Origin of the sequence: Pseudonocardia sp. ICBG1293, assembly GCF_020131355.1 — a bacterium.
Lineage (GTDB): Bacteria > Actinomycetota > Actinomycetes > Mycobacteriales > Pseudonocardiaceae > Pseudonocardia.
The window spans coordinates 469013-492765 of record NZ_JAHLEL010000051.1; the positions used below are offsets into that span (position 1 = coordinate 469013).

Sequence of the window (23753 nt, forward strand, 5' to 3'; positions counted from 1 at the left end):
TCTCAGCGCGCGGCGTCGGCCCGGGTACGCGGCTAGGGCGTGTCTCCTAAAGTGCGCAACCAGGTGACGATGGCCTTCAGTGCAACTCCGCCGCGGTAGGTCAGGGCGAGTTTGTCGTAGCGGGTCGCGAGGCCGCGCCACTGCTTGACCTCGCAGAACCCGCGTTCGACGACGTTGCGGCCGCGGTAGTCGACCCGGTCGAACGCCGGTGGTCGGCCGCCGCGTGTGCCGCGTCGTTTCCGGTGTCCCTGCTGGTCAGCCGGCTCCGGGATGACCGCGACGATCCGTCGTCTGCGCAGGTGGGCGCGGATGGCGCGTGAGGAGTAGGCCTTATCTGCGCGGACCCGCTCGGGTCGGGTCCGCGGTCGGCCCGGACCGACCCGTCCGACGCTCAGATGTGACATCAGGTGCGCGAACATCGGGGCGTCACCGGCCTGTCCGGGGCCGACGAGTACGACCAGCGGGCGGCCGTGTCCGTCAACGAGCTGGTGGATCTTCGTGCCGAGCCCTCCGCGGGAGCGGCCCAAGGCGTGATCGGGCGGCTCGATCAGCAGATTCTTGTAGTTCGATCCGGCCCCCTGTGTCCCGCTGCAGGGTCGCGGCGTGTTGGTGAGCGCGGATGATCGTCGAGTCGACCGACACGGCCCAGTCCACGAGACCGGCGGAGTCGGCATCGGCGAGCAGAGCTGCGAGAACGTGGTCCCAGGTGCCGTCACCGCAGTAGCGGCGGTGGCGTTTCCATAGGGTCTGCCACGGCCCGAACTCGACCGGGACATCACGCCAGGCCAGCCCGCAGCGGAACCGGTAGATGATCCCCTCGATCACTCTGCGGTGATCGGCGAACGGGCGCCCTGGCATCCCGTCCGACGAGGGCAGTAACGGCTCGAGTCGGTCCCACTGGGCATCGGTCAGGACGGCACGGCGCGACACCTACTGATCATCGCGCAGGCCCGACCAGCCGGGTTAGGAGACGCGCCCTAGATCTCCGCGGTGTCCTCGGCCGGGAACTCGGCGACGACCGCGGCCACGGTCCAGACCATCGAGGCCAGGAAGTCCACGCCGAGCGCGTCGACGTAGTGCGAGGTCTCGCGGGCGTCGGCCGGGTCGACGAGCGGGGCGACGGTGTAGCGGGCCCGCGCCGCGTAGCGCGGGCCCAGGTTCCGCCCGATCCAGTCCAGGGCGCGCTCGGAACGGTCGTCGTCCCCGGCGAGCGCGGTGCGTGCGGCGTCGTACCAGTCGGCCAGCACCAGGAAGGCCAGCGACCAGCCGGGCCGGGTGGCGTCCGCCGGGACGTCCCGGTCGACCGCGGTCAGCCGGCGCACGGCGAACCGGGCCGGATCGGGTCCCGGCGCGGCGAGCGTCTCGCGGACCGCTCCGGCCAGCACGTCGGAGACCATGCGGTAGGCGTTCTGCAGCTCCGCGTCGTCGGTGCCCGTCGGCCTGCGTGTGTTCGGGGTCGTGCCCGCCATCTCCACCGTCCTCCGCTCGTGTCGCCGGCGGCGAGCCTAACGTCCGGGCCGACGGCCGCCGGGTACGGCGGGACCCGTCAGCGACGGCGCTGGTGGATCCACCAGCGCACCAGCACGACCAGCGCGCACAGCAGGGCCAGCAGCGACACGACCTGCCACGCCAGCGGCGACCCGATGCCGGTCGTCGCGAGGACCTCGTCGGCGACGTCGACCGGGACGGTGGCGAGCAGTTCGGACATATCACCCAGGCTACCGGTTCCGGGCCTCCTCGGGCGGGCGCCGCACGGAACGGGTGACCGGTCTACCCTCGCGGGCGTGCGACTGAGCCACTTCCGGGAACTGATGGAGGGCGAGTTCGGGCCGGTGCGGGCGGCGTCGCTGTCCCGTGACCACGTCTTCGCCGACCTCGGCGGCCGGACCGTCGAGCAGGCGATCGAGGCCGGTGTCGACCTGCGCCGGATCTGGCGTGCCGTCTGCGCGGTCTACGAGGTGCCACCCGCACGGCGGTAGTGGTCCGACGGGTGGGCGGGGGACCGCTCGGCTCCCGGGGGCGCCCGGTCGGCGTGTCGCGGTGTCGGATCGAACGCGTGTTCGTCTACGGTTCCGGCAGGACGTGCGGTACCGGTCCTGCGGCGTGCTCACGGACGAGTTGTCCACAGGCGCCGATCCGGGCCCGGAACTGTCAGGGGTACCCCATACCGTTGTGGTGTGCCTCCCCGAAAGCCACCAGCAGGACCCGATCGTCGACCACCAGCGAGGAGTCAAGAGATGTCCGCTCCGGACCGCGGCAAGGCGCTCGAACTCGCCCTCGCCCAGATCGAGAAGAACCACGGCAAGGGCTCGGTGATGCGGCTGGGCGACCAGACCCGCGTCCCGATCAGTGCCATCTCCACGGGCTCCATCGCGCTCGACGTCGCGCTCGGCGTCGGGGGCATCCCGCGTGGCCGCGTCGTCGAGATCTACGGCCCGGAGTCCAGCGGTAAGACGACCGTCGCGCTGCACGCCGTGGCGAGCGCGCAGGCCGCCGGCGGCGTCGCGGCGTTCATCGACGCCGAGCACGCGCTCGACCCGGAGTACGCCAAGGCGCTCGGTGTGGAGACCGACGACCTGCTGGTCTCCCAGCCGGACACCGGTGAGCAGGCGCTGGAGATCGCGGACATGCTGATCCGCTCCGGCGCGCTCGACATCATCGTCATCGACTCGGTGGCCGCACTCGTGCCGCGCGCCGAGATCGAGGGCGAGATGGGCGACAGCCACGTCGGTCTGCAGGCCCGTCTGATGAGCCAGGCGCTGCGGAAGATCACCGGTGCGCTCAGCAACTCCGGCACCACGGCGATCTTCATCAACCAGCTGCGCGAGAAGATCGGCGTGATGTTCGGGTCCCCGGAGACCACGACCGGCGGTAAGGCGCTGAAGTTCTACGCCTCGGTCCGGATGGACATCCGTCGCATCGAGACCCTGAAGGACGGCACCGACATGGTCGGCAGCCGGACGCGGGTCAAGGTCGTCAAGAACAAGGTGGCCCCGCCGTTCAAGCAGGCGGAGTTCGACGTGCTCTACGGCGTCGGTATCTCCAAGGAGGGTTCGCTGATCGACGTGGGCGTCGAGCAGGGGATCATCCGCAAGTCCGGCGCCTGGTACACCTACGAGGGCGACCAGATGGGGCAGGGCAAGGAGAACGCCCGCAAGTTCCTCAAGGAGAACCCGGACGTCGCCGCCGAGGTCGAGAAGCGCATCAAGGAGAAGCTGGGCATCGGCGCCGTCGTCGACGCCGAGGACGCGAGCCCGGTCGAGCCCCTCCCGGCCCCGGTCGACTTCTGAGCGTGACCGGCGAGCACGACGGGTCCGGAGGCACGTCCGGACGGGACGGTGCGGAGCCGACCGGGCCCCGCACCGTCCCGCTCGACGACCTGTTCGGCGTGACCCCGTCGGTCACCGACGACGAGGCCCCGCCACCGGTACGGACCACCGATCCGACCCGCGGTGAGCCGGTGGGGACCGGGGCGGAGCCCCCGTCGGTCCCCGGGTGGGACACCAGCCCCCACCGTGTCTCGTTCGCCACGCTCAGCGGCGCGGCCGGAGCCCCCTCCACGGCCGCGGCGGCGGACCGGCCGGCGGGCACGCCGACCGACGAGTCGACGGGTCCGGGAACGGACGAGGCGGCAGCCCCTGCACCGGTCCGCAGGCTCACCCTCGACGGTCCCGGTCCGGATCCCGTCCAGGACGGGACCGCCGACGACGGCGGGGCCGGGACGGCCCGGCCGCGCGTGGTCTCCTTCGACGAGCTGTCCGGCCGCGGCGCCGCGCGCGGCGGTCCCCGGGGCACCCCCCATGGCGGAGCACGCCGCGACCGCGTCACTCCACGCCGCCGTCCGGCCACCGACGCCGACACGGCCACTCACAGCGGCACGGCCACCGGCAGGGCCACCGACAGGGTCGTGGAGACGGCTGCCGGCGGGCCGGCGGACACCCTGTCCGGCGGCCCGGGGGGCACCGGACGGGGCCCGGGGGGTCCCGGCGGCACGCCCCGGGGCCGTCGTCGGGACGGTGGGCGCGGCGGGGGGCGTCGCCGGGGCGAGGACGCGACCCCGCGCGACGAGACACCCCAGGAGCAGGAGACGCGCGCCCGCGACATCTGCCTGCGCCTGCTCACCGACCGGGCCCGCACGGTCAAGGAGCTGGGCGATGCCCTGCGCCGCAAGGAGATCCCCGACGAGGTCGCCCGTCGCGTCCTCGACCGGTTCGACGAGGTCGGCCTGGTCGACGACGAGGCCTTCGCCGAGCAGTGGGTCCGGTCCCGGCACCGTCACCGCGGTCTCGGCAAGCGGGCGATCGCCTTGGAGCTGCACCGCAAGGGGGTCGACCGGGAGATCGCCGACGAGGCCCTCACCGGCATCGACGACGACTCCGAGCGCGACCGGGCCCGTGAGCTGGTCGTGCGACGGCTGCGGAGCCTGCCCGTCGGGAGCCGCGAGGAGCGGCAGTCCAGCGCCCGCAAGCTGGTCGGCATGCTCGCCCGGAAGGGCTACGGCCCGGGCGTCGCCTACGGCGTGGTCAAGGAGGAGATCGCCGCGGCGGGCGCGGAGGTCGACGAGCTCGGCGAGGCCCCGCCCGAGGACTGACCCGTCCCGGGCGGAGCCGCCCGTCACGGCCGCAGGTACCAGGCGAACCAGTCGCGCATCGTCGGGACGAGGTAGTGGGTCGGCGGCACCTGCTCGGCCGGGAACAGGGCGAACCCCTGCGGGGTGTGCCCGGGCCGGTCGTGGAAGTAGGTACCGCTGACCCAGGCGGGGTTGATGTCCAGCTCCATGCCCCGGACCACACCGGCATCGGCGAGCAGTCTGCCCAGCGTGCACACCGACAGTGCCGGGCCGGCGACGTAGACCTCGGTGCCGTCGGCCGTCACCCCGAAACCGGACCGGTCGACGAACGCGTCCTGGCCGATCGTGCTGCCCCACTCGGCGGTGCCGCCGGTGGCGCACGTCGGGTTGACCGCGCCGTCGTCGACGAGCGGCAGCAGGTTCTGCCGCACGCTCACGACGTCCGGTCCCATCCCGACCTCGGTGCCCCAGGTCCCGACGTCGGCCCGGCCGTCGGTGTGCAGGACCAGACTGGCCTTGCCGGGCAGCAGCGGTGCGACCGTCCGGCCCTCGGCGTAGTAGCCGTTGTGGCTGGGGTCGGACAGCTTGAACCCGCCGTTGAACGCCACCGCCACGCCGTCACCCGGCCGTCCGGCCAGCGACGTCGAGGCGTGCCAGTGACCGGACGGCTCCCCGACGCCCGGGTGCAGGGTGCCGCGCACGAGTGCGGGGTCCATCCGCAGCACCCCGGCGAGATACGAGGTGTGGGTGTCGTCGACCCGCAGCGTCGTCACCTGTACGGCGGGCCGCCCGTGGTCGGCGACGACGGTCTGCCACACACCTTCGCCGGGGAGCGGGGCACCGGCCGCGACCGGGGCGAGCGGCGGCGTCGTCGCCGGATCGGGGAGTGCGCCCGGCGCCCGCGGGATCCCGCCGGCCGGCGCGCCGCCCTCGGACGGCGCCTGCGCGGCGTACTGGACCGCCTCCAGTCCCGTGACCAGCCAGTTCAGTCCGTGGTCACGTGCCCACTCGGCGGTCGCCTCCACCGGTCCGGTCCCGGGTGGTGCCGCCAGGGTCAACGTGCCGACCCCTGCACCCGCCCCGCCGAGCAGCACCCCGAGCAGGCCGAGCACGGTCGCCGCGACCCGGCGCCGCCGCCGGCGCGGTGGGCCCCGGCTGCGGGGTGAGCTCGACGGTGGTCCCGGTGGCGCTCATCGCCGCACCGCCCGGCCACCGCGGCCGCCCCGCCCGCGGGTCGTCTCCGTCCCCGCCGTGCCCGCCGTCCCCGGGGACGCGTCCCCGGGGGGGAGCAGCGTCTCGTCCACCATCGACCGTCGTCCTCCCGTGTCCCGGCGGCGTGACCCGTCGCCCGGACGACCCTGACGGTCGTTGCGCAGAGCAACCCCAGAGGACGCTGAACGATCACTGAGAGTCGACGGACGATGCGCGTCGCACGAAACCGGTTCTGCGCGACGATCGGTGGTGCAAACGCGGTGACTGCGTGCATAAGATGCCCGCCGAGCCGCAGTTCGTGATCGACGAACGGCGGGGGAGGTCGATCCCGGGAGGGTGTTCGTGAGGATCCGAGGACGAGTGGCCTGCGCCGCGGTCGCAGCGACGGCGCTGTTCGCGCTGGCGGGCTGCGGCGGGGGCGACGGCGGCGGCTCCGCCGCCCAGCCGAGCGGCCAGGCGCAGGGTGGCACCCTGACGGTGTTCGCGGCGGCGTCGCTGACGGGCACGTTCGGCGACCTGGAGAAGCGGTTCGAGGCGGCCAATCCGGGCACCGACGTGGTGTTCAACTTCGCCGGTTCCTCGGCCCTGGCCCAGCAGATCAACCAGGGCGCCCCCGCGGACGTGTTCGCCTCGGCCGACCAGAACAACATGACGAAGGTGACCGAGGCGGGCAACGCCCAGGGCGCTCCCGCGGTCTTCGCCACCAACACCCTGCAGATCGCGGTCGCGCCGCAGAACCCGAAGCAGATCGCGTCGCTGCAGGACCTGACGAAGCCGGACCTGCGGACCGTGGTGTGCGCCCCGCAGGTCCCGTGCGGGTCGGCCACGGAGAAGGTGGAGCAGGCGGCGGGCGTCGACATCGCTCCGGTCTCCGAGGAGCAGGACGTCAAGTCGGTGCTGCAGAAGGTCACCACCGGCAACGCCGACGCCGGTCTCGTCTACCGGACCGACGTCACCGCCTCGGGCGGGGCGGCGCAGGGTGTCGACATCCCGCAGGCCTCGCAGGCGGTCAACCAGTACCCGATCGTCGTGCTCAAGAACGCGGGCGACGCCGAGCTCGCGCAGAAGTGGGTGCAGTTCGTCAACGGCGACGAGGGCCGCCAGGTCCTCGGGGCGGCCGGCTTCGGCGCGCCCTGACCACGGATCAGGGCGCGGGGGCCGACACCCGTCCCACGAGCCAGGGGTAGGAGTCCGACAGGGCCCGGGAGAACAGGTCGAAGTCGTGGCCGCCCCCGGGCACGACCACCAGCCGGTTCCCGACACCGGCCCGGGTCGCCGCCGCCGACAACGCGACCGCGGCGGCGGCCGGGTCGGTGTCGGCGTCGCCCACCTCGAACCAGCCCGCGAGGCCGGGGACCCGGTTCGTGGCCAGCAGCGTTGCCGGGTCGTGTGCGGCGAACGCGGTCGGCGACCCGCCGAACAGGCCGGCGACGGTGTCCGCGACGCCTCCGTTCGAGTCCCCGACGCGGGGACCCAGCAGCCCGGCGTAGTCGCCGAACGTCGCGAACACGGTGGGGTGGCGCAGCGCCAGCATCACCGCGCAGCTGCCGCCCTCGGACAACCCGGCCACCGCCCACGACGCCCCCGGCGGCCGTGTCCCGAACAACCTGCTCACCACCCTTGGCACGTCGCGGGTCAGGTAGGTCTCGACCTGCGCGGTCGGGGTGTCGACGCATTCGGAGTCGGCGGTGTAGGACCCGTTGACGTCGGGCATCACCAGGACGGGGGCGACCCCGTGGTGCTGTGCGGCCCAGGCGTCCGCGACGTCGGCGGCGCCCCCGGAGTCCACCCAGTCGGCCGGGCGCCCCGGGGTCCCGTGCAGCAGCACGATGACCGGCAGCTGCGGCCGGGGGCGCTCGTACCAGGCGGGTGGCACCCACACGACCGCGGGCCGGGCCGCGAAGTGCGACGCCCTCCCGGGGATCGGGACCTGCACCACCTGTCCGGTCGCCGGGGCCCTGCGGCTCAGCAGCAGCTGCGCGACGCCGATCCCCGCCGCCGGACCGGTGCCGGCCACGTCGCCGACGGTCCGCAGGTAGTCCAGACCGGCGTTGACCCCGACCAGGGCGTTCGCCAGCAGCACCACCGCGGCCACCCCCGTCGCACCCAGCCGGGCGAGGACCCGCACGGACCGGTGCCGGGACCGTCCGGCCCGTCGGACACCCAGGACGACCGCCACCAGCACCAGCACGCCGGCCAGGACGAACGCCGTGACGAACGGCCAGGTGGTGATCGGGACCGCGTCGATCCCGGTGCTGCCGGCGTCCATGGACCGTTCTCCTCGTGTCGTGCCCGCGAGATCATCCCGCGCCCCGGTGAGGCGGGGGTGAGAACCCGGTGAGGATCTGCTGAGTTCACCGCGCGATCGGGGAACGGCCCGGCGTCGCCTCAGCGCGGCGCGCCGTACCAGCGCCACCGGTCGGGGGCGGGGGCACCGCGCCACGGTGCCCGGCCGGTGTGGTGCAGCAGTGCTCCGGCCGGGTCGTCGTCGGCGTCGACGTCCGGCCACAGGCGGGTCAGCGCATCCCGGCACGGTGCCGGCGGCAGCGTCCACCCCGGGGCGGTGACCCGGGTGATGTCGTGGGTGTGCACCAGGATCTCGACGACTCCCATCGCCGCGAACCCGGACGCGTCGGCGTCGCCGTAGGGGTGCCAGCCGCGCACCCCCGGCGGCGCGGTGCGGACGGCGGCGGCGAGCATCGCCCCGCCGGTCGCGACCACCTGCAGCAGCCCGGCGGTACCGACGCCGTCGGGCACCACGATCTCGAACGGCGGATAGTCGTCGGGCGGGGCGATCGCGACCTGGGCCGCGTAGCCGAACAGGTCGTCCGCGACGTGCACGACGGTGTCCCGGCACGACCAGTCCAGCGGGCCGGCCGCGTCGGACCAGCCGTCGTCCGGTACCGCCTCCAGGGCTCCGGTCATGACCGTCACCGCGTTCTCGACGTCCTCGGCGTGCATCGGTGCACCGTGCCCTGCGGGCGGGCGTCCGGGCCAGCGCATTAGGCTTCCGCGGTGGCCCACGAGGACGAACGCATCGCACTGCTGCTCGACTACGAGAATCTCGCGATCGGCGCCCGCGACGGCCTCGGGGTCGTCCCCTTCGACTTCGGGCCGGTGGCCGACGCGCTCGCCGAACGCGGGCGGGTCGTGGTCCGCCGCGCCTACGCCGACTGGTCGTCGTTCGACGAGGACCGCCGGTTGATGGCCCGGGCCCAGGTGGAGCTCATCGAGATCCCCCAGCGGATCGGCGGCTCGCGCAAGAACGCGGCGGACATCAAGCTCGCCGTCGACGCCATCGAGCTCGCCTACGAGCGTGAGTTCATCACCACCTTCGCCATCGGCACCGGCGACTCCGACTTCACCCCGCTCATGCACAAGCTGCGCGAGCTGGACAAGCGCGTCATCGGGATCGGGGTGCAGTCCTCGACGTCGGCGCTGCTGCCGCCCGCCTGCGACGAGTTCCTGTTCTACGACCGGCTCCCCGGGGTCGAGCCGACCCAGGCGCCCGCGCCGCCGCGTCGCCGCCGGGGGAGCCCCCGGCCGGCCCCGGCGGCGGGCCCGGTGGCGACGCCGGCCCCGGTCGCGGCCCCGGAGCCGGAACCGGCCCCGGTCGTCCCGCCGGACCCGTTCGACGTCACCTTCTCCGACGGCAGCGACGACACCGCCACCACCGGTGCCGAGGAGCGCGACGTCGAGGGGCTCGTCGTCAGCACCCTGGGGGGGCTCGCGCGCCAGGCCGACGGCACCGTGCTGGCCTCCCGGCTCAAGCGGGCGATCCTGCGCAAGGACCCGACCTTCGACGAGGCCGACCACGGCTTCCGGGGCTTCGGCGAGCTGCTGCGCCACCTGCAGGACCGGGGCGCGGTCACGCTGACCACCGGCGCGGCGCAGGGCGACCCGGAGGTGGCGCTGCCCGACGACCCGGACGCCGACCACGACGCGTTCGCACTGCTCGTCGACGTCGTGCGGGAACTCGCCGCGGCCGGCGACCCGCCGCAGCTGTCCGGACTGAAGAACCAGCTCCGCAAGCGCGTGCCGGACTTCTCGGAGAAGCGCTACGGCTTCGGGAGCTTCCTGTCCTTCGCGAAGGCGGCGCGCGCCCGGGACCTCGTCGAGATGGAGTGGAGCGACGAGACCGGCGACTACGTGCTGCGTCCGGTGTCCTGAGCACCGACGGCAGCACCGACGGCAGCGCTGACGACACCGAGACCGGCACCGAGACCGGCACCCGGGAACGGCACCGACGACGATGCCCCCGCCGACGAGGTCGGCGGGGGCATCGTCGTGTGACGGCGGGGACTCAGCGGCCGGTGGCCTTGCGCGTCCCACGCTGGAACAGCTTGCCCGCGCGTGAGGTGACCGCACCGGTCACGCCGAACGCGGTGGCGACCGCCCCGGCGGCGACGCGGCTGGTGAACCGGATCGGGTTCAGCGGCTTGTAGACGCGCAGGGCGAGATCGTCGAGCTGCGACGCGGCGCGCTCGCCGTTCTCGTACAGCCGACGGGCCAGGCGGGCCCCGGTGTCGTCGAGGTCGTCCTCGACACGGGCGCTCACGCGTGCGGCCCGGTCCGCGGTGCGCACCGCGGACTCGGCACCCTGGTCGGCAACGGCCTTGACGGTCGCGGCGGACCGCTCCGCGGACGCCGACACCTCACCGGCGACCTGCTTGCCGGTGCGCTGGGCGTTCCCGGCCAGCTGCTCGCCGGTGGCCTTCGCGGCCTCGGCGGCGGCCTTGCCCGCCTTCTTCGGGTCCTTGCCCTGGTCGTTGACCTTGCGCGCCTCGGCAGCGACCTTGTCGGCGCCCTTCTTGACGGTGTCGCCGGCCTTCGCCGCGCTGTCACCGGTCTCGCCGACCACCTTCTTGGCGGTGGTCCGCGTGTCGGACCCGATCTTGTCCGCGGCCTTGCCCGTCGTCTTCGCGGCCTGGGACGCGGTGTCGCCGGCCGCGGTGGCGGTGGCGCTCGCGGCGGCCCGGGTGGCGGTACCGGTGTCGGCGTCGGAGTCGATGGAGCGGCGCTCGCGCACCGCACCGTCGGTGCCGTACACCACGAGGTTGCCACCGCCGTCGTTGGCGATGATCTCCACCGCCCGGGTGATGGCCTCGGCCTGGGTGCTCGTACGGGCACTCGGGCGCTGGGCGTCTTCCTTCTCGACGGTCCAGCCGTCGTCGACCGGCTTGACGTGGCGGTCGGCCATGGCGGGTTCCTCCCCGTTGCGGGACTGACTCGGGCGAACCGGGGTATCCGGATCGGTCTTCTCCGTCCGGAGATGCCCGATGATCGCCGTGGGTAAACGCTGGTCAGCGCGGGGTGGCGAGAGTCTCGTTCCGGCGCCCGACCGCGATCACGGCCGCCAGGACGCCGAGTACGACGGGGGTGACGACCAGGACCCCGCCGTGCAGGACGAACGCCTGGGCGAGGGCGGCACCGATCATGAGCAGGACGAGGCCCGCGGCGGCCGGTGCGGCGAAGCGCCGGGTGAGGAGCCCGATGCCGCCCGCCAGCTCGAGGAACCCGACGACGTAGCGCAGCCACTGGCCGACCCCGATGCCCTCGAAGATCGCGACGGCGAACGGGTCGCCCCAGAACTTCGGCAGCGCCGAGGCCAGGACGAAGAACAGCCCGAGCAGGATCTGCAGCACCCACAACGCGCGGTGGACGAACGTCCGGCGCCGGGTGGGGGAGGGGACGGCCATGACGACCTCCGTGACACGGCCCCGGCGGCTCCGGGGCACTCACCGACTGGGACCGGCGGGCCCCGGCGATCTCATCGGTCGCGTGGCGACCGGTCGCGGGTGATACACCACCGGGCATCGGGTCCGCGGCACACGCCGCGGTACCCGATGACCCGATGGTGCCCGGCATCGACAGGGGCTCCCGGTTCTGCAGATGCCGGTCACGGGGTTCAACGTCCGACGCGGCGTCGGGTTGTGGGTGCAGTGGCCCCTGTCTCGCCCGCCACCGTGAACGGCGCCGCCACCGCGCCGGGCGGGTCCGGACTGCGCTGTGCGTCCGATGAGGAGCGTTCCGTGACGATCGCCGGTCGGAGGAGGGCGACGGACGGAGTGATCCGGGCCATACTCTGACGATGCGCGACGAGCGGTGGCGGGTCGAGGTCGGTCCGGAGAACGCGGTGTGGCTGGCGACGCGGTGCCGTACCGCGATGCTGGCCCGGGAGTACCGGCCCGTCGACGTCGGCGGCGGTGTCGTCGAGTTCGACCGCCTCGCGCTCGGCGCGATCCGCGAGCTCGGCGAGGAGGAGGACGGCTACATCTCCGACGACGCCGAGGGCGTGCGCATCTGGATCGGCGACGACGCCTACGAGCTCGAACGCCTCGACTGAGCCCCGGGTCGGCCCCGGGACGACGAAGGGCCCGGCCGCGAACGGCCGGGCCCCGTCGTCACGCCGGGTGGATCAGGCGATCTGCCGGTCGGTGGGGTCGATCGGACGCGGGAGCACGGTGCGCCCGGTCAGGTACTCGTCCACCCCGGCGGCCGCGGAGCGACCCTCGGAGATGGCCCACACGATCAGCGACTGGCCGCGGCCGATGTCGCCGGCGACGAACACGCCGTCGACCGAGGACATGTAGCGGTCGTCGCGGGCGACGTTGCCGCGCTCGTCGAGATCGACCTGGAGGTCGTTGAGCAGCGCGCCCTTCTCCGGGCCGACGAAGCCCATCGCGAGCAGCACCAGCTGCGCCGGGAGCTCCTGCTCGGTGCCCTCGACGGGCTCGAAGCCGTTGTCCCCGCGCTTGACCTCGACGATCCGGATGCCGGCGAGCCTGCCGTCGGCGTCCTTCACGAACTCGGTGGTGTTGACCGAGAACAGCCGGTCGCCGCCCTCCTCGTGCGCGGAGGAGACCCGGTAGACCGTCGGGTAGGTCGGCCAGGGCATGCCCTCGGTGCGCTTCTCCGGGGGCGTCGGCATGATCTCCAGCTGGGTCACCGAGCGTGCGCCCTGGCGGTGCGAGGTGCCCAGGCAGTCGGCGCCGGTGTCACCGCCACCGATGATCACGACGTCCTTGCCCTCGGCGGAGATGGGCGGCGCGTCCATGTCGCCCTGCTGCACGTGGTTGGCCCACGGCAGGAACTCCATGGCCTGGTAGACGCCCTCGGCGTCGCGGCCGTCCGCGGGCAGGTCACGCCACGCCGTCGCGCCGCCGGCGAGCACCACCGCGTCGTACTCGGCCCGCAGCTGCTCGACGGTGATGTCGGTGCCGACGTCGACCGAGGCCCGGAAGTGGGTGCCCTCGGCGACCATCTGCTCCAGGCGCCGGTCCAGGCGCGCCTTCTCCATCTTGAACTCGGGGATGCCGTAGCGCAGCAGCCCGCCGATGCGGTCGGCCCGCTCGAACACGACGACGTCGTGCCCGACCCGGGTCAGCTGCTGGGCGGCGGCCAGCCCGGCCGGGCCCGACCCGACGACGGCGACCTTCTTGCCGGTCCTCGCCTCGGGCACCTGCGGGGTGACCCAGCCCTCGTCCCAGGCCTTGTCGACGATCTCGACCTCGACCTGCTTGATGGTGACGGCGTCGTCGTTGATGGCCAGCACGCAGGCGGCCTCGCACGGGGCGGGGCACAGCGTCCCGGTGAACTCCGGGAAGTTGTTCGTCGCGTGCAGCCGCTCGATCGCCTCGCGCCAGTCCTGGCGGTACACCAGGTCGTTCCACTCGGGGATGAGGTTCCCGAGCGGACAGCCCTGGTGACAGAACGGGATGCCGCAGTTCATGCAGCGCCCCGCCTGCGACTCCAGGGTCTGCTTCGGGAAGTCCTCGTAGACCTCGCGCCAGTCCATCAGCCGCAGGTCCACCGGCCGCCGGGTGGGGGTCCGGCGGGGTGTGGTCATGAAGCCCTTGGGGTCACCCATGAGCAGCCTCCATGATCGCCTGGTTGACATCGCGGCCCTCGCGCTCGGCGTTCTCCGTCGCGAGCAGCACGCGCTTGTAGTCCTTGGGCATGACCTTGCCGAACCGCTCGACGGCGGCGTCCCAGTCGGTGAGCAGCGCGTGCGCCACCGCGGAACCGGTCTCGGCGTGGTGCCGTTCGACGAGGTCGTGCACGATCGACCGGTCCTCGTCCGAGAGCGGGTCGAGGTCGACCATCTCCGGGTTGACCCGGTTCCGGTCCGTGTCGAGCAGGTAGGCGACGCCGCCGGACATGCCGGCCGCGAAGTTCCGCCCGGTCCGCCCGAGGACGACGACCCGGCCACCGGTCATGTACTCGCACCCGTGGTCGCCGACACCCTCGACGACGGCCACCGCGCCCGAGTTCCGGACGCAGAACCGCTCACCGACGACACCGCGGATGAACATCTCCCCGGAGGTGGCGCCGTAGCCGATGACGTTGCCGGCGATGACGTTGTCCTCGGCCGCGAACGGCGACGACGGGTCGGGCCGCAGGGTCAGCCGGCCACCGGACAGGCCCTTGCCGAAGTAGTCGTTGGTGTCGCCGACCAGCCGCAGCGTGATGCCCTTGGGCACGAACGCACCGAAGCTCTGCCCGGCCGCGCCGGTGAGCGTGATGTCGATCGTGTCGTCGGGCAGGCCCTTGCCGCCGTGCGCCCGGGTCAGCTCCGACCCGAGCATGGTGCCGACGGTGCGGTTGACGTTGCGCACCGGCAGGTCCAGGCGGACCCGGTCGCCGTTGCGCAGCGCGCCCTCGGCCAGCTGGATCATCGTGTTGTCCAGCGCCTTGTCCAGACCGTGGTCCTGCGCCCGGGTCCGCTTGCGCGGCGCGTCGTCCGGGACGTCGGCGATCCGGAAGATCGGCGAGAGGTCCAGGTGGCGGGACTTCCAGTGCTGGGCGGCGGTGTCGACGTCGAGCACGTCGGCCCGGCCGATCGCCTCGTCGAGCGAGCGGAAGCCCAGCTCGGCGAGGATCTCGCGGACCTCCTGCGCCACGAACTTCATGAAGTTCACGACGTACTCGGCCTTGCCGTTGAACTTCTTGCGCAGCTCCGGGTTCTGCGTCGCGACGCCCACCGGACACGTGTCCAGGTGACAGACGCGCATCATGATGCAGCCCGACACGACCAGCGGGGCGGTCGCGAAGCCGTACTCCTCGGCGCCGAGCAGCGCCGCGATGACGACGTCGCGCCCCGTCTTGAGCTGGCCGTCGGCCTGGACGGTGATCCGGTCGCGCAGCCCGTTGGCCATCAGCGTCTGCTGGGTCTCGGCCAGGCCGAGCTCCCAGGGGCCGCCCGCGTGCTTGATCGAGGACAGCGGCGAGGCGCCGGTGCCGCCGTCGTGGCCCGAGATGAGCACGACGTCGGAGTGCGCCTTGGACACGCCGGCCGCCACGGTCCCGACGCCGACCTGGGACACCAGCTTCACGTGGATGCGGGCCCGCGGGTTGGCGTTCTTCAGGTCGTGGATGAGCTGCTTGATGTCCTCGATCGAGTAGATGTCGTGGTGCGGCGGCGGCGAGATGAGGCCAACGCCCGGCGTCGAGTACCGGGTGGTCGCGATCCACGGGTAGACCTTGCCGCCGGGCAGCTGACCGCCCTCACCGGGCTTGGCGCCCTGGGCGATCTTGATCTGGATGTCGTCGGCGTTGACCAGGTACTCGCTGGTGACGCCGAACCGGCCGGACGCCGCCTGCTTGACCGCGCTGCGGCGCGAGTCCCCGTTCGGGTCCGCGGTGAAGCGGTCCGGGTCCTCGCCGCCCTCACCGGTGTTGGACCGGCCGCCGATGCGGTTCATCGCGATCGCCAGGGTCTCGTGCATCTCCTGGGAGATGGAGCCGTAGGAGATCGCCCCGGTCGCGAACCGGGTCATGATCGACTCGATGGACTCGACCTCGTCGATCGAGACCGGCTCGCGCAGGCCGTCCTTGAACCGGAACAGCCCGCGCAGCGTCATCAGCTTGCGCGCCTGGTCGTCGACGGCCTTCGTGTACTCCTTGAAGACCTCGTAGCGCCCGGCCCGCGTCGAGTGCTGGAGCTTGAAGACGGTCTGCGGGTTGAACAGGTGCAGCTCGCCCTCGCGCCGCCACTGGTACTCGCCGCCGACCGGCAGTGCCCGGTGCGATGCCCGGACGTCGTCGGCGGGGTAGGCGCGCCGGTGGTGGGCCAGGACCTCCTCGGCGAGGACGTCGAAGCCGACGCCGCCGATCCGCGACGCGGTGCCGCGGAAGGCCGAGTCGATGACCTCGGAGCCCAGGCCGACGGCCTCGAAGATCTGCGCGCCGGTGTAGGACGCGACGGTCGAGACACCCATCTTCGACATGGTCTTGCGGACGCCCTTGCCGAGCGCCTTGACCAGGTTCTTCGCCGCCGTGCGGGCGTCGACGCCGGGGACGTCGCCGCGCTCGGCGAGGTCCTCGACCGTGGCCATCGCCAGGTACGGGTTCACCGCGGAGGCCCCGTAGCCGAGCAGCAGCGCGATGTGGTGGACCTCGCGGGCGTCCGCGGACTCCACGACCAGCCCGACCCGGGTGCGCGAGCGCTCCCGGACGAGGTGGTGGTGGACGGTGCCGGTGAGCAGCAGCGACGGGATCGGCGCGTGCTCGGCGTCCACCCCGCGCTGGGACAGCACGATCAGGCGGGCCCCGTTCTCGATCGCGCGGGACACCTCCTGCTTGATCTCGGCCAGCCGCGAGAGCATGCCCTTGCCGCCGTCGCGGGCCGCGAAGGTGCCGCGGACGACGTGCGAGGCGAAGCCGGGGAACTCCCCGTCGTCGTTGATGTGGACGATCTTCGCCAGGTCGTCGTTGGTCAGCACCGGGAACGGCACGACGATGGTCCGGCAGTGCGCCGGCGTCGCGTCGAGCAGGTTCTGCTCCGGCCCGAGCTGGCTGAACAGCGAGGTGACGAGCTCCTCGCGGATCGCGTCCAGCGGCGGGTTGGTGACCTGGGCGAACAGCTGGATGAAGTAGTCGTAGAGCTGGCGCGGGCGCTCGGCGATCGCCGCGATCGGCGCGTCGTTGCCCATCGAGCCGATCGGCTCGGCCCCGGTGACCGCCATCGGGCGGAGCAGGACGTTGAGCTCCTCCTCGGTGTAGCCGAGGGCCTGCTGACGCAGGTTGAGGGTCTCGTGGGTGGGGGTCTCGCGGGTGCGGGTGGGCAGCTCGTCGAGCCGGATCAGGCCGGCGTGCAGCCAGTCGGCGTAGGGCTGCTCGGCGGCGAGCTCGCCCTTGACCTCGTCGTCGTCGACGATCTTGCCGCGCTCGGTGTCGATGAGGAACATGCGGCCCGGCTCGAGGCGGCCCTTGCGGACGACCTTGTCGGGCTCGACGTCCAGCACGCCGACCTCGGAGGCGAGGACGACCAGGCCGTCCTCGGTGACCCAGTAGCGGGCCGGGCGCAGACCGTTGCGGTCCAGGACCGCGCCGATCCGGGTGCCGTCGGTGAACGCCACCAGCGCCGGTCCGTCCCACGGCTCCATCAGCGTGGAGTGGTACTCGTAGAACGCCCGCCGGGCGGGGTCCATCTCGGTGTTGTGCTCCCAGGCCTCCGGGATCATCATCAGCACCGCGTGCGGCAGGCTGCGCCCGGACAGGTGCAGCAGCTCCAGGACCTCGTCGAAGGTGGCCGAGTCCGACGCGTCCGGGGTGACGATCGGGGTCAGCCGCGACAGGTCGCCGGGCAGGTTCGCGGACTCCAGCAGCGACTCGCGCGCCGCCATCCAGTTCCGGTTGCCGCGCAGGGTGTTGATCTCACCGTTGTGCGCCACGTAGCGGAACGGGTGCGCCAGCGGCCACGCCGGGAACGTGTTCGTGGAGAACCGGGAGTGCACGATCGCGAGCGCCGAGGTGACGCGCTCGTCGGTCAGGTCCGGGTAGAACGCGGCGACCTGCGGCTCGGCGAGCATGCCCTTGTAGATGACGGTGCGCGGCGACAGCGAGGGGAAGTAGGTCTCGGTGTCGTGCTCGACCCGCTTGCGGAAGCAGAACGCGCGACGCTCCAGCTCGATGCCGGTGGGCGCGTCCTCCGGGGCGTCCCCGGTCAGCTCGACACCGCCGACGAACAGCTGGCGGAACCCGGGCATCGCGTCCCGGGCGATCGAGCCCAGGTCCGCGGCGTCGGGGTCGGTCGGGAGCTCGCGCCAGCCGAGGACCGTGAGGTTCTCCTCGGCGGCGAGCACGTCGATCCGGTCGATCGCCGCGGCGGCCTCGGTCTCGTCACGCGGCAGCATCGCGATGCCGGTGGCGTAGGCGCCCTCCGCGGGCAGGTCGAAGTCGGTGACCTCGCGGTAGAACGCGTCCGGGACCTGGATCAGGATCCCGGCACCGTCACCGGTGTTGTACTCGGCGCCACGCGCACCGCGGTGCTCCAGGCGCAGCAGGGCCTCGATGGCCTTCTGCACGATGGCGTGGCTGCGCTTGCCGGTGACGTCGGCCAACATGGCCACACCGCAGGCGTCGTGCTCGTGATCGGCGGCGTAGAGCCCACCGGGCGAGGGGCGACGCGTCTGGTCACTGATCGCGGCCAACTGCTCCTCCTGTCGTCTCGGTGCATCTGAAGCCACCCGCATCGGACGACCCGGGACCGGGCAGCTCGCTGCGGTCCGAAAGGTTTCCCAGGATACAGCGCGCAGCCCGGGTGGGACGTGCGACGAGGGCCGTTCAGGTGCACCGTGCCGCCGGGTGGGTGACCGGCGGTCGGAATCTTCCTCCGGGCACACCGAGCGGCCGGGCGCTGACTTCCAGTACCCGGCCATTCCTGCGGCACGGTTCGACCGCACACCCCGGCGAGTGCGGTCTGGCGAGTGCACAGAGTCGCACGTCGCAACCGCGGTGCGCTACCGAGAGCGGCCCACCTGTCCCGTGATGTGGATCGCTGACCATGCGAGCAGGTCAACGTTGCCGTCCCGTGTCCGGACGGTGAGCGAGGCGTGACCATCCGTCGGGAGCGGCCGTCTACTGCATGGGATCGACACCCGCGTCCGGACCGTTACGCACCGCTGCCGGGGGCGGGGGAGACTGGGGGCGATGAACGCGTCGCCGCTCCGCCCCACCGCCGCCGCTCCGCCGCCGTCGTCGTCACCCGAACGGGTGTCCGGCGAGCGGGTCGGTGCCGTTCTCGCCGACGTCGCCGCGATCGGACCCTGGTTCGCGGTGCCGACCCCCGCGGCCGCCGGCTCCGTCCGGTGGGACGCGCTGTACGACCCGCCCGTCCCGGGGCGACCGGACCCGCTCGGCACCCGGATCGACGAGGTCGCCACCGCGCTCGGCGGGGACCGCCGGGTCGGGGCCTCGGTCGCGGTGATGGGGCTCGCGGCGCGGATCGTGTCGATGCCCTTCGCCGCCGTGGCCCTGCACGGTGTGCTCCCGTCGCCGGGCGAGCTGCGCCGCGACCCCGGGGCGGACGACCCGTGGGCGCCCGGCCTGCCCGGTGGAGCGGGCGGCGTCGCCACCCCGGACGTGGCCGACGACCCGGCCGCCGCGGCGGACCTGCTCGCCCGCGCGCTCGCCGACACCCACCTGGAGCCGCTGTACGCCGCCGTCACCGCCCGCGCCGTGGTGTCACCCCGGGTGCTGCGCGGCAACGTCGTGTCCTCGATCGCCGGCGCGGCGCGGGTCATGGAGGCCGTGCGGCGCCCGGACCGCCGCCGCTACCTGGCCCTGCTCGACGCGCTCGCCGACCACCCGGCGCTGCGCGGTCCGCTGCCGTCGGGTGCCACCGGGCGCCTGGTGCGCCTCGACGACGACCCGGACACCGAGTGGGCGTTCCGGCGTCGCTCCTGCTGCCTCTACGTCCGCGCCCCCGGCGGGGGGACCTGCGGCGACTGCGTGCTCGCCGGCCGGGCCTGACCCGGCCGGGGCCCGTCGGCCGCCCGGACGCGCCGGTCAGTCCGGCAGCGCGATGTCGGCGACGGTGACACGCACCCTGGCGGCGAGACCGCACGTGGTCGCGATCTCCTCGGCCACCTCCCGGCGCACCCGCTCGGCCAGCGCGGCGCAGTTCGTCCCGAACCGCACCCCGACCGTCACCCGGATCTCGGCCTCGTGGCCGTGCACCGACGCGACCAGGCCCTGCACCCGCAGCTCCTCGGGCACCGGATCGCGGGGCAGCCAGTCCGCGGCGAGGCCCAGCAGGGTGTGGGCGACGTCGCCCATCAGCACCGCGACCCCCGGGACCCGGCGCACCCGCCGCGCCGCCACCCGCGCGACGGCCAGGTCGGAGACCGACACCGTGGTCGTCCCGCTCATGCCCGCTCCTCCCACAGGTCCTCCACCAGGATGTCCACCCCGGCGATCGGCACGCCGAGCGTGCGGTCCCCGGCCGAGATCATCATCTGCCGGACGCGGGCGGTCACCGAGGCGAGGTCGACGCCGAACCGCGCGGCGACCGTCACCCGGACCCACACCGCCGCCGGGCCGGTCCCGGCGTCGCGCAGCCGCTCGATGCGGCACCGCCGGGCCCGCAGGCCGTCCATCGTGTCGACGACGTGACGCAGCGCCGCCTCCGCGGTCGGCCTGCCCAGCCAGGCGTCCGGTCCGAGCTCCAGCAGCTCGTGCGGACGCAGGTCGGCGACCACCGCTCCCATCACCTGCTCCAGCACCGACGGCGGCGGCCGCAGCGGCTCGGCCGCCATCCGTGCCACCAGCCCACCCAGGTGCTCGGAGTCCGCGCGTGCCCGCAGGCAGTGCGGGCAGGTCAGCTCGTGCTCGTCGAGCACGCCGGCCGCCGCGTGCTCCCAGACGTCGGCGGCGTCCCGGCCGCAGGCCAGCGGCTCGACGCGGCCCGCGTCCGCCCTCTCTACCGCCATGCCCGCATCCTCTCCGCCAGTGCCCCGCGCGCCCGGTGGATCCGGCCGCGGACGGCGGTCTCGCCCGCCCCGGTGATCTGCGAGATCTCGCTGTAGCCCAGCCCCTCCAGCTCCCGCAGCACCCAGGCCGTGCGCTGGTCCTCGGGCAGCGACGCTACGGCCCGGGACAGCGCGGCCATCTCCGCGTCGACCTCGGCGGCCCGTTCCGGGGTGGGGGACCGGTCGTCGGGCGGCGCGCCGGGACCGTCGTCGGCCGGGAGCGGGTCGGTCCGCCGCCGCCGCCGGGCCAGCGCGGTGCAGCGGTGGGTCACGATCCGGTACATCCAGGTGGAGAACGCGGCCTCGCCGCGGAAGGTCCCGATCCGGCGCCAGGCGTCGATCAGCGCGTCCTGCAGCGCGTCCTCGGCGTCGGTGGCGTCGCCGAGGACGCGCACCGCCACCCGGAACAGGGCGTTCTGGTGGCGGCGGGCCAGCTCCTCGAACGCGCCGACGTCGCCGTCCTGGGCCCGGACGACCAGCGTCGCCTCGTCCAGTGCGGCCCGCGACGGCACCCGCGCCGGGTGTGCCGACGGCACGTCGCGACCCGGGGTGTCGGCGGATCGTGAGCCGCTGACCTGCGCATTCGCCATCGGGGCCCCGTGGGGGTGTGGAACGGTGGGGGTGGGGGTAGTCCAGCTCGTCAGCGACGGTAGCGACCGGCTCGCACTCCCGCCCGCCGGACACGCGCTCAGGAAGCAGGTGAGCCCCATGGGTCTCGGAGACAAGATCAGCAACAAGGCCGAGGAGCTGGGTGGCAAGGCCAAGGAGGCCACCGGCAAGGCCACCGACGACAAGGACCTGCAGGCCGAGGGCAAGGCCGACCAGACCACCGGCAACCTGAAGCAGGCCGGCGAGAAGCTCAAGGACACCTTCAAGAGCTGACCCGCGCACGACGACGGCGGCGGCGTCCCGGGACGGGGCGCCGCCGCCGTGTGTCACGGACCCCCGCCGGGCTCTAGGGTCGCGCCCATGTCGGAGCTCGCCGGAGACGCCGGTGCCCCCGGGCCGCAGGCCGTGGCGGACGCCGTCCTCGCCCACCCGTCCGTGCTGCGGCTCGACGGCGGCCCGTTCGGCTCGATCGCGTCGTACCTGCCCGGCCTCCGGGTCCAGGGCGTGCGGCTGGCCGACCCGGTGGAGATCGCGGTCGTCCTCCGGCTGGGCAGGCCCTTCGCCGAGGTCGCCGACGAGGTCGCCGACCGGGTCCGCGCCGTCCTCGGTGACGACACCCTGGCCGTGGACGTGACCGTCGCCGACGTCGGTGCGGCCGACGCCCCGGGCGGGGCCGCCGCACCGTGACCCGCGCCCGGGCCGCCGCGTGGTGACCGGGCTCGCCTAGACTCGCGCGAGCCCCGCCGTCACCGGGCGCGTCCCACGCACCCGGCGGCCGGTGGCACGGGACGCCCGGCGCGAGAGCCGGGGTCGTCCGGCGCCGGCGGGCGGGGCCACCGACCGGGGGCCACGCGAGCCGCGGCCCGTTGCATCACTCGTACCGCCCCAAGGAGTTCCACCGTGAAGAGCACCGTCGAGCACCTCAGCCCGACGCGCGTCCGGATCAACGTCGAGGTGCCGTTCGACGAGCTCAAGCCCGACTTCGACCGCGCGTACAAGAAGATCGCCCAGCAGGTCCGCATCCCCGGCTTCCGCCCGGGCAAGGCGCCGGCCCGCATCCTGGAGGCCCGGATCGGCCGCGGGCCCGTCCTGGACGAGGTCGTGAACGCCGCGATCCCGGTGAAGTACCAGGAGGCGGTGGTGACCTCCGAGGACGTCACGCCGATCGGCCGTCCCGACATCGAGGTCACCGAGATCGCCGACGGCGAGCGCATCGCGTTCACCGCCGAGGTCGACGTCCGCCCGGAGATCACCCTCCCCGACCTCGAGGGCCTGACCGTCGAGGTCGACGAGACCGAGGTGTCCGAGGACGAGGTCACCGAGCAGCTCGACCAGCTGCGCGCCCGGTTCGGCACCCTGGCCGGTGTCGAGCGTCCCGCGCAGACCGGCGACTACGTCCAGATCGACCTCTCCGCCGCCGTCGACGGCCAGGAGATCGAGGAGGCCACCACCACCGGGTTCTCCTACGAGGTCGGCCAGGGCAGTCTCATCGAGGGCATCGACGAGGCCCTCGAGGGCATGTCGGCCGACGAGGAGAAGACCTTCACCTCGAAGCTGGTGGCCGGCGAGCACGCCGACTCCGACGCGGACATCACCGTCAAGGTGACCACCGTCAAGGAGCGCCACCTCCCCGACGCCGACGACGAGTTCGCCCAGCTCGCCTCGGAGTTCGACACCCTCGACGAGCTGACCGAGAACCTGCGCGAGCGTCTGGGCCGGTCCAAGCGGATGGAGCAGGCCGCGCAGGCCCGCGACCGTCTCCTGGACAAGCTCGTCGAGGACACCGAGGTGCCGCTGCCGGAGTCGGTCGTCGCCGCCGAGGTCGAGACCCGTACCCACGACGCGGTGCACGCCTTCGACCACGACGAGGACAAGTTCGCCGAGTTCCTCTCCTCGCAGGACAAGACCCGCGAGCAGTTCGACACCGAGACGCGCGAGGAGGCCGAGAAGGCCGTCCGCTACCGCCTCGTGCTCGACACCCTGGCCGACCGGGAGGAGATCTCGGTCGGGGACCAGGAGCTCACCGAGCGGATCGTCTACCAGGCCCAGCAGTACGGCATGGCCCCGGAGCAGTTCGTCCAGCAGATCCAGCAGGCCGGTCAGCTCGGCGTGATCTACCAGGACGTCCGCCGCTCCAAGGCACTGATCACCGCCGTGCGCTCCGCGACCGTCACCCTGCCGGGTGGCGAGGCCGTCGACCTGTCGGACCTGCTCGGCCCGGACGAGGACGAGACCACCGTCGAGGAGATCCCCGAGACCGATGTGGACGGTGCCGACGACACCGACGACACCGCCGCGACCACTGCGGGGACCACCAGCGACGACGCCTCCGACAAGGCCGACGCGAAGGCCTGACCGGCGCTCGCCGCACGGTCGGGCACGGCAGGCCGTGCGCTGTCGGCGAACAACGGGCGTCGTTCCCTACGCGGGGCATCCGCTCCGCGTAGGGTCGGCCCGGAACCGGTCCCCAGGGGCCGGATGCGGGTTCGCAAGACCCGACACCGGAGAACCGAGAGCGATCCAGAGGAAGACTCCGGGACCCCTCCCACGGCGTCCGCGCCGCGGGGTGGGCCCGACTTCGGAAAGCAGGGTGAAGTGAGCCAGCAGGA

Annotated in this window: 22 protein-coding genes and 1 pseudogene; 10 read left to right on the plus strand and 13 right to left on the minus strand. The window is 73.3% G+C overall.

Annotated features, from left to right (window positions below; all coding sequences use genetic code 11):
• Positions 1-32 precede the first annotated feature (32 nt).
• The 3 genes and pseudogenes from KPF47_RS28230 to KPF47_RS28240 form a co-directional block, all read right to left on the minus strand.
• A pseudogene (locus KPF47_RS28230) lies at positions 33-930 on the minus strand (IS5 family transposase).
• Between the two features lie 47 nt (positions 931-977).
• Positions 978-1469 carry a hypothetical protein gene (locus KPF47_RS28235; protein ID WP_224391847.1) on the minus strand — a complete coding sequence of 164 codons (492 nt, stop codon included), beginning with the start codon at positions 1467-1469 and terminating at the stop codon, positions 978-980.
• A 77-nt stretch (positions 1470-1546) separates the two neighbouring features.
• The gene (locus KPF47_RS28240) at positions 1547-1708 is read right to left on the minus strand and encodes a hypothetical protein (protein WP_224391848.1); all 162 of its coding nucleotides are present in this window, start codon (positions 1706-1708) and stop codon (positions 1547-1549) included.
• Between the two features lie 76 nt (positions 1709-1784).
• On the opposite strand from KPF47_RS28240, the gene KPF47_RS28245 reads away from it, so the two are divergent.
• The 3 genes from KPF47_RS28245 to KPF47_RS40490 all read left to right on the plus strand — a co-directional run bounded on the left by KPF47_RS28245 (position 1785) and on the right by KPF47_RS40490 (position 4591).
• A complete protein-coding gene (locus KPF47_RS28245) occupies positions 1785-1979 on the plus strand; it encodes a DUF3046 domain-containing protein (protein ID WP_224391849.1) in 195 nt (64 codons plus the stop codon).
• Between the two features lie 258 nt (positions 1980-2237).
• Positions 2238-3290 (plus strand): recombinase RecA, encoded by a 1053-nt coding sequence (recA, locus tag KPF47_RS28250; protein ID WP_224391850.1) that lies wholly within the window; start codon positions 2238-2240, stop codon positions 3288-3290.
• Positions 3291-3292: 2 nt separating this feature from the next.
• On the plus strand, positions 3293-4591 hold the full coding sequence (locus tag KPF47_RS40490) for a regulatory protein RecX (protein ID WP_308015515.1): 1299 nt from the start codon (positions 3293-3295) through the stop codon (positions 4589-4591).
• 23 nt (positions 4592-4614) lie between these two features.
• On the opposite strand, the gene KPF47_RS28260 is transcribed toward KPF47_RS40490, so the two are convergent.
• Positions 4615-5682, minus strand: a complete 1068-nt coding sequence (locus tag KPF47_RS28260; protein WP_224391851.1) for a hypothetical protein — start codon at positions 5680-5682, stop codon at positions 4615-4617.
• 442 nt (positions 5683-6124) lie between these two features.
• Between KPF47_RS28260 and modA the strand changes: the two genes are divergently transcribed.
• Positions 6125-6919, plus strand: a complete 795-nt coding sequence (gene modA, locus KPF47_RS28265) for a molybdate ABC transporter substrate-binding protein (RefSeq protein ID WP_224391852.1) — start codon at positions 6125-6127, stop codon at positions 6917-6919.
• A gap of 7 nt (positions 6920-6926) precedes the next feature.
• Here modA and KPF47_RS28270 read toward each other — a convergent pair whose 3' ends face one another.
• Together KPF47_RS28270 and KPF47_RS28275 are read right to left on the minus strand one after the other, a co-directional pair.
• Positions 6927-8051 carry an alpha/beta hydrolase family protein gene (locus tag KPF47_RS28270; protein ID WP_224391853.1) on the minus strand — a complete coding sequence of 375 codons (1125 nt, stop codon included), beginning with the start codon at positions 8049-8051 and terminating at the stop codon, positions 6927-6929.
• Positions 8052-8170: 119 nt separating this feature from the next.
• On the minus strand, positions 8171-8743 hold the full coding sequence (locus KPF47_RS28275; protein ID WP_224391854.1) for a maleylpyruvate isomerase N-terminal domain-containing protein: 573 nt from the start codon (positions 8741-8743) through the stop codon (positions 8171-8173).
• A 54-nt stretch (positions 8744-8797) separates the two neighbouring features.
• Between KPF47_RS28275 and KPF47_RS28280 the strand changes: the two genes are divergently transcribed.
• Positions 8798-9952, plus strand: coding sequence for a PIN domain-containing protein (locus KPF47_RS28280; RefSeq protein ID WP_224391855.1), 1155 nt, complete (start codon positions 8798-8800; stop codon positions 9950-9952).
• Positions 9953-10085: 133 nt separating this feature from the next.
• On the opposite strand, the gene KPF47_RS28285 is transcribed toward KPF47_RS28280, so the two are convergent.
• Entirely contained in the window at positions 10086-10982 is an 897-nt protein-coding gene (locus KPF47_RS28285; protein WP_224391856.1) for a DUF2188 domain-containing protein, read from the minus strand.
• Positions 10983-11085: 103 nt separating this feature from the next.
• Positions 11086-11481, minus strand: a complete 396-nt coding sequence (locus tag KPF47_RS28290; RefSeq protein WP_224391857.1) for a DoxX family protein — start codon at positions 11479-11481, stop codon at positions 11086-11088.
• Between the two features lie 392 nt (positions 11482-11873).
• Here KPF47_RS28290 and KPF47_RS28295 point away from each other — a divergent pair, with 392 nt between their 5' ends.
• Positions 11874-12128, plus strand: coding sequence for a hypothetical protein (locus tag KPF47_RS28295; RefSeq protein ID WP_224391858.1), 255 nt, complete (start codon positions 11874-11876; stop codon positions 12126-12128).
• A gap of 72 nt (positions 12129-12200) precedes the next feature.
• Here KPF47_RS28295 and KPF47_RS28300 read toward each other — a convergent pair whose 3' ends face one another.
• Both KPF47_RS28300 and gltB read right to left on the minus strand, forming a co-directional pair.
• Positions 12201-13652, minus strand: a complete 1452-nt coding sequence (locus KPF47_RS28300) for a glutamate synthase subunit beta (RefSeq protein WP_224391859.1) — start codon at positions 13650-13652, stop codon at positions 12201-12203.
• Positions 13645-18129 (minus strand): glutamate synthase large subunit, encoded by a 4485-nt coding sequence (gene gltB / locus KPF47_RS28305; RefSeq protein WP_374108911.1) that lies wholly within the window; start codon positions 18127-18129, stop codon positions 13645-13647. Before gltB ends, KPF47_RS28300 begins: the two co-directional genes overlap by 8 nt.
• Positions 18130-18715: 586 nt before the next feature.
• Between gltB and KPF47_RS28310 the strand changes: the two genes are divergently transcribed.
• Positions 18716-19537 (plus strand): (2Fe-2S)-binding protein, encoded by an 822-nt coding sequence (locus KPF47_RS28310; protein ID WP_224391861.1) that lies wholly within the window; start codon positions 18716-18718, stop codon positions 19535-19537.
• A gap of 36 nt (positions 19538-19573) precedes the next feature.
• Here KPF47_RS28310 and KPF47_RS28315 read toward each other — a convergent pair whose 3' ends face one another.
• Genes KPF47_RS28315 through KPF47_RS28325 form a run of 3 tightly spaced genes read right to left on the minus strand, consistent with a single transcriptional unit; the run spans position 19574 to position 21071 of the window.
• Positions 19574-19936 (minus strand): Asp23/Gls24 family envelope stress response protein, encoded by a 363-nt coding sequence (locus tag KPF47_RS28315; RefSeq protein ID WP_224391862.1) that lies wholly within the window; start codon positions 19934-19936, stop codon positions 19574-19576.
• On the minus strand, positions 19933-20496 hold the full coding sequence (locus KPF47_RS28320; RefSeq protein ID WP_224391863.1) for an Asp23/Gls24 family envelope stress response protein: 564 nt from the start codon (positions 20494-20496) through the stop codon (positions 19933-19935). The genes KPF47_RS28315 and KPF47_RS28320 overlap by 4 nt, the downstream gene beginning before the upstream one ends.
• Positions 20487-21071 (minus strand): RNA polymerase sigma factor, encoded by a 585-nt coding sequence (locus tag KPF47_RS28325; RefSeq protein WP_224391864.1) that lies wholly within the window; start codon positions 21069-21071, stop codon positions 20487-20489. Before KPF47_RS28325 ends, KPF47_RS28320 begins: the two co-directional genes overlap by 10 nt.
• Before the next feature lie 172 nt (positions 21072-21243).
• Between KPF47_RS28325 and KPF47_RS28330 the strand changes: the two genes are divergently transcribed.
• From KPF47_RS28330 to tig, 3 genes are all read left to right on the plus strand, one after another.
• Positions 21244-21417, plus strand: a complete 174-nt coding sequence (locus tag KPF47_RS28330) for a CsbD family protein (protein WP_224391865.1) — start codon at positions 21244-21246, stop codon at positions 21415-21417.
• Positions 21418-21504: 87 nt separating this feature from the next.
• The gene (locus tag KPF47_RS28335; protein ID WP_224391866.1) at positions 21505-21831 is read left to right on the plus strand and encodes a hypothetical protein; all 327 of its coding nucleotides are present in this window, start codon (positions 21505-21507) and stop codon (positions 21829-21831) included.
• 213 nt (positions 21832-22044) lie between these two features.
• Entirely contained in the window at positions 22045-23499 is a 1455-nt protein-coding gene (gene tig / locus KPF47_RS28340) for a trigger factor (RefSeq protein WP_224391867.1), read from the plus strand.
• Positions 23500-23753 lie beyond the last annotated feature (254 nt).

What these genes read in the sequence shown, in the direction of transcription:
- KPF47_RS28235 (WP_224391847.1), bottom strand. Translation starts at nt 1,469, where the DNA reads ATGGCGGGCACGACCCCGAACACACGCAGGCCGACGGGCACCGACGAC.
- KPF47_RS28240 (WP_224391848.1), bottom strand. Translation starts at nt 1,708, where the DNA reads ATGTCCGAACTGCTCGCCACCGTCCCGGTCGACGTCGCCGACGAGGTC.
- recA (WP_224391850.1), top strand. Translation starts at nt 2,238, where the DNA reads ATGTCCGCTCCGGACCGCGGCAAGGCGCTCGAACTCGCCCTCGCCCAG.
- KPF47_RS28270 (WP_224391853.1), bottom strand. Translation starts at nt 8,051, where the DNA reads ATGGACGCCGGCAGCACCGGGATCGACGCGGTCCCGATCACCACCTGG.
- KPF47_RS28275 (WP_224391854.1), bottom strand. Translation starts at nt 8,743, where the DNA reads ATGCACGCCGAGGACGTCGAGAACGCGGTGACGGTCATGACCGGAGCC.
- KPF47_RS28285 (WP_224391856.1), bottom strand. Translation starts at nt 10,982, where the DNA reads ATGGCCGACCGCCACGTCAAGCCGGTCGACGACGGCTGGACCGTCGAG.
- KPF47_RS28290 (WP_224391857.1), bottom strand. Translation starts at nt 11,481, where the DNA reads ATGGCCGTCCCCTCCCCCACCCGGCGCCGGACGTTCGTCCACCGCGCG.
- KPF47_RS28295 (WP_224391858.1), top strand. Translation starts at nt 11,874, where the DNA reads ATGCGCGACGAGCGGTGGCGGGTCGAGGTCGGTCCGGAGAACGCGGTG.
- KPF47_RS28300 (WP_224391859.1), bottom strand. Translation starts at nt 13,652, where the DNA reads ATGGGTGACCCCAAGGGCTTCATGACCACACCCCGCCGGACCCCCACC.
- gltB (WP_374108911.1), bottom strand. Translation starts at nt 18,129, where the DNA reads ATGTTGGCCGACGTCACCGGCAAGCGCAGCCACGCCATCGTGCAGAAG.
- KPF47_RS28310 (WP_224391861.1), top strand. Translation starts at nt 18,716, where the DNA reads ATGAACGCGTCGCCGCTCCGCCCCACCGCCGCCGCTCCGCCGCCGTCG.
- KPF47_RS28315 (WP_224391862.1), bottom strand. Translation starts at nt 19,936, where the DNA reads ATGAGCGGGACGACCACGGTGTCGGTCTCCGACCTGGCCGTCGCGCGG.
- KPF47_RS28320 (WP_224391863.1), bottom strand. Translation starts at nt 20,496, where the DNA reads ATGGCGGTAGAGAGGGCGGACGCGGGCCGCGTCGAGCCGCTGGCCTGC.
- KPF47_RS28330 (WP_224391865.1), top strand. Translation starts at nt 21,244, where the DNA reads ATGGGTCTCGGAGACAAGATCAGCAACAAGGCCGAGGAGCTGGGTGGC.
- KPF47_RS28335 (WP_224391866.1), top strand. Translation starts at nt 21,505, where the DNA reads ATGTCGGAGCTCGCCGGAGACGCCGGTGCCCCCGGGCCGCAGGCCGTG.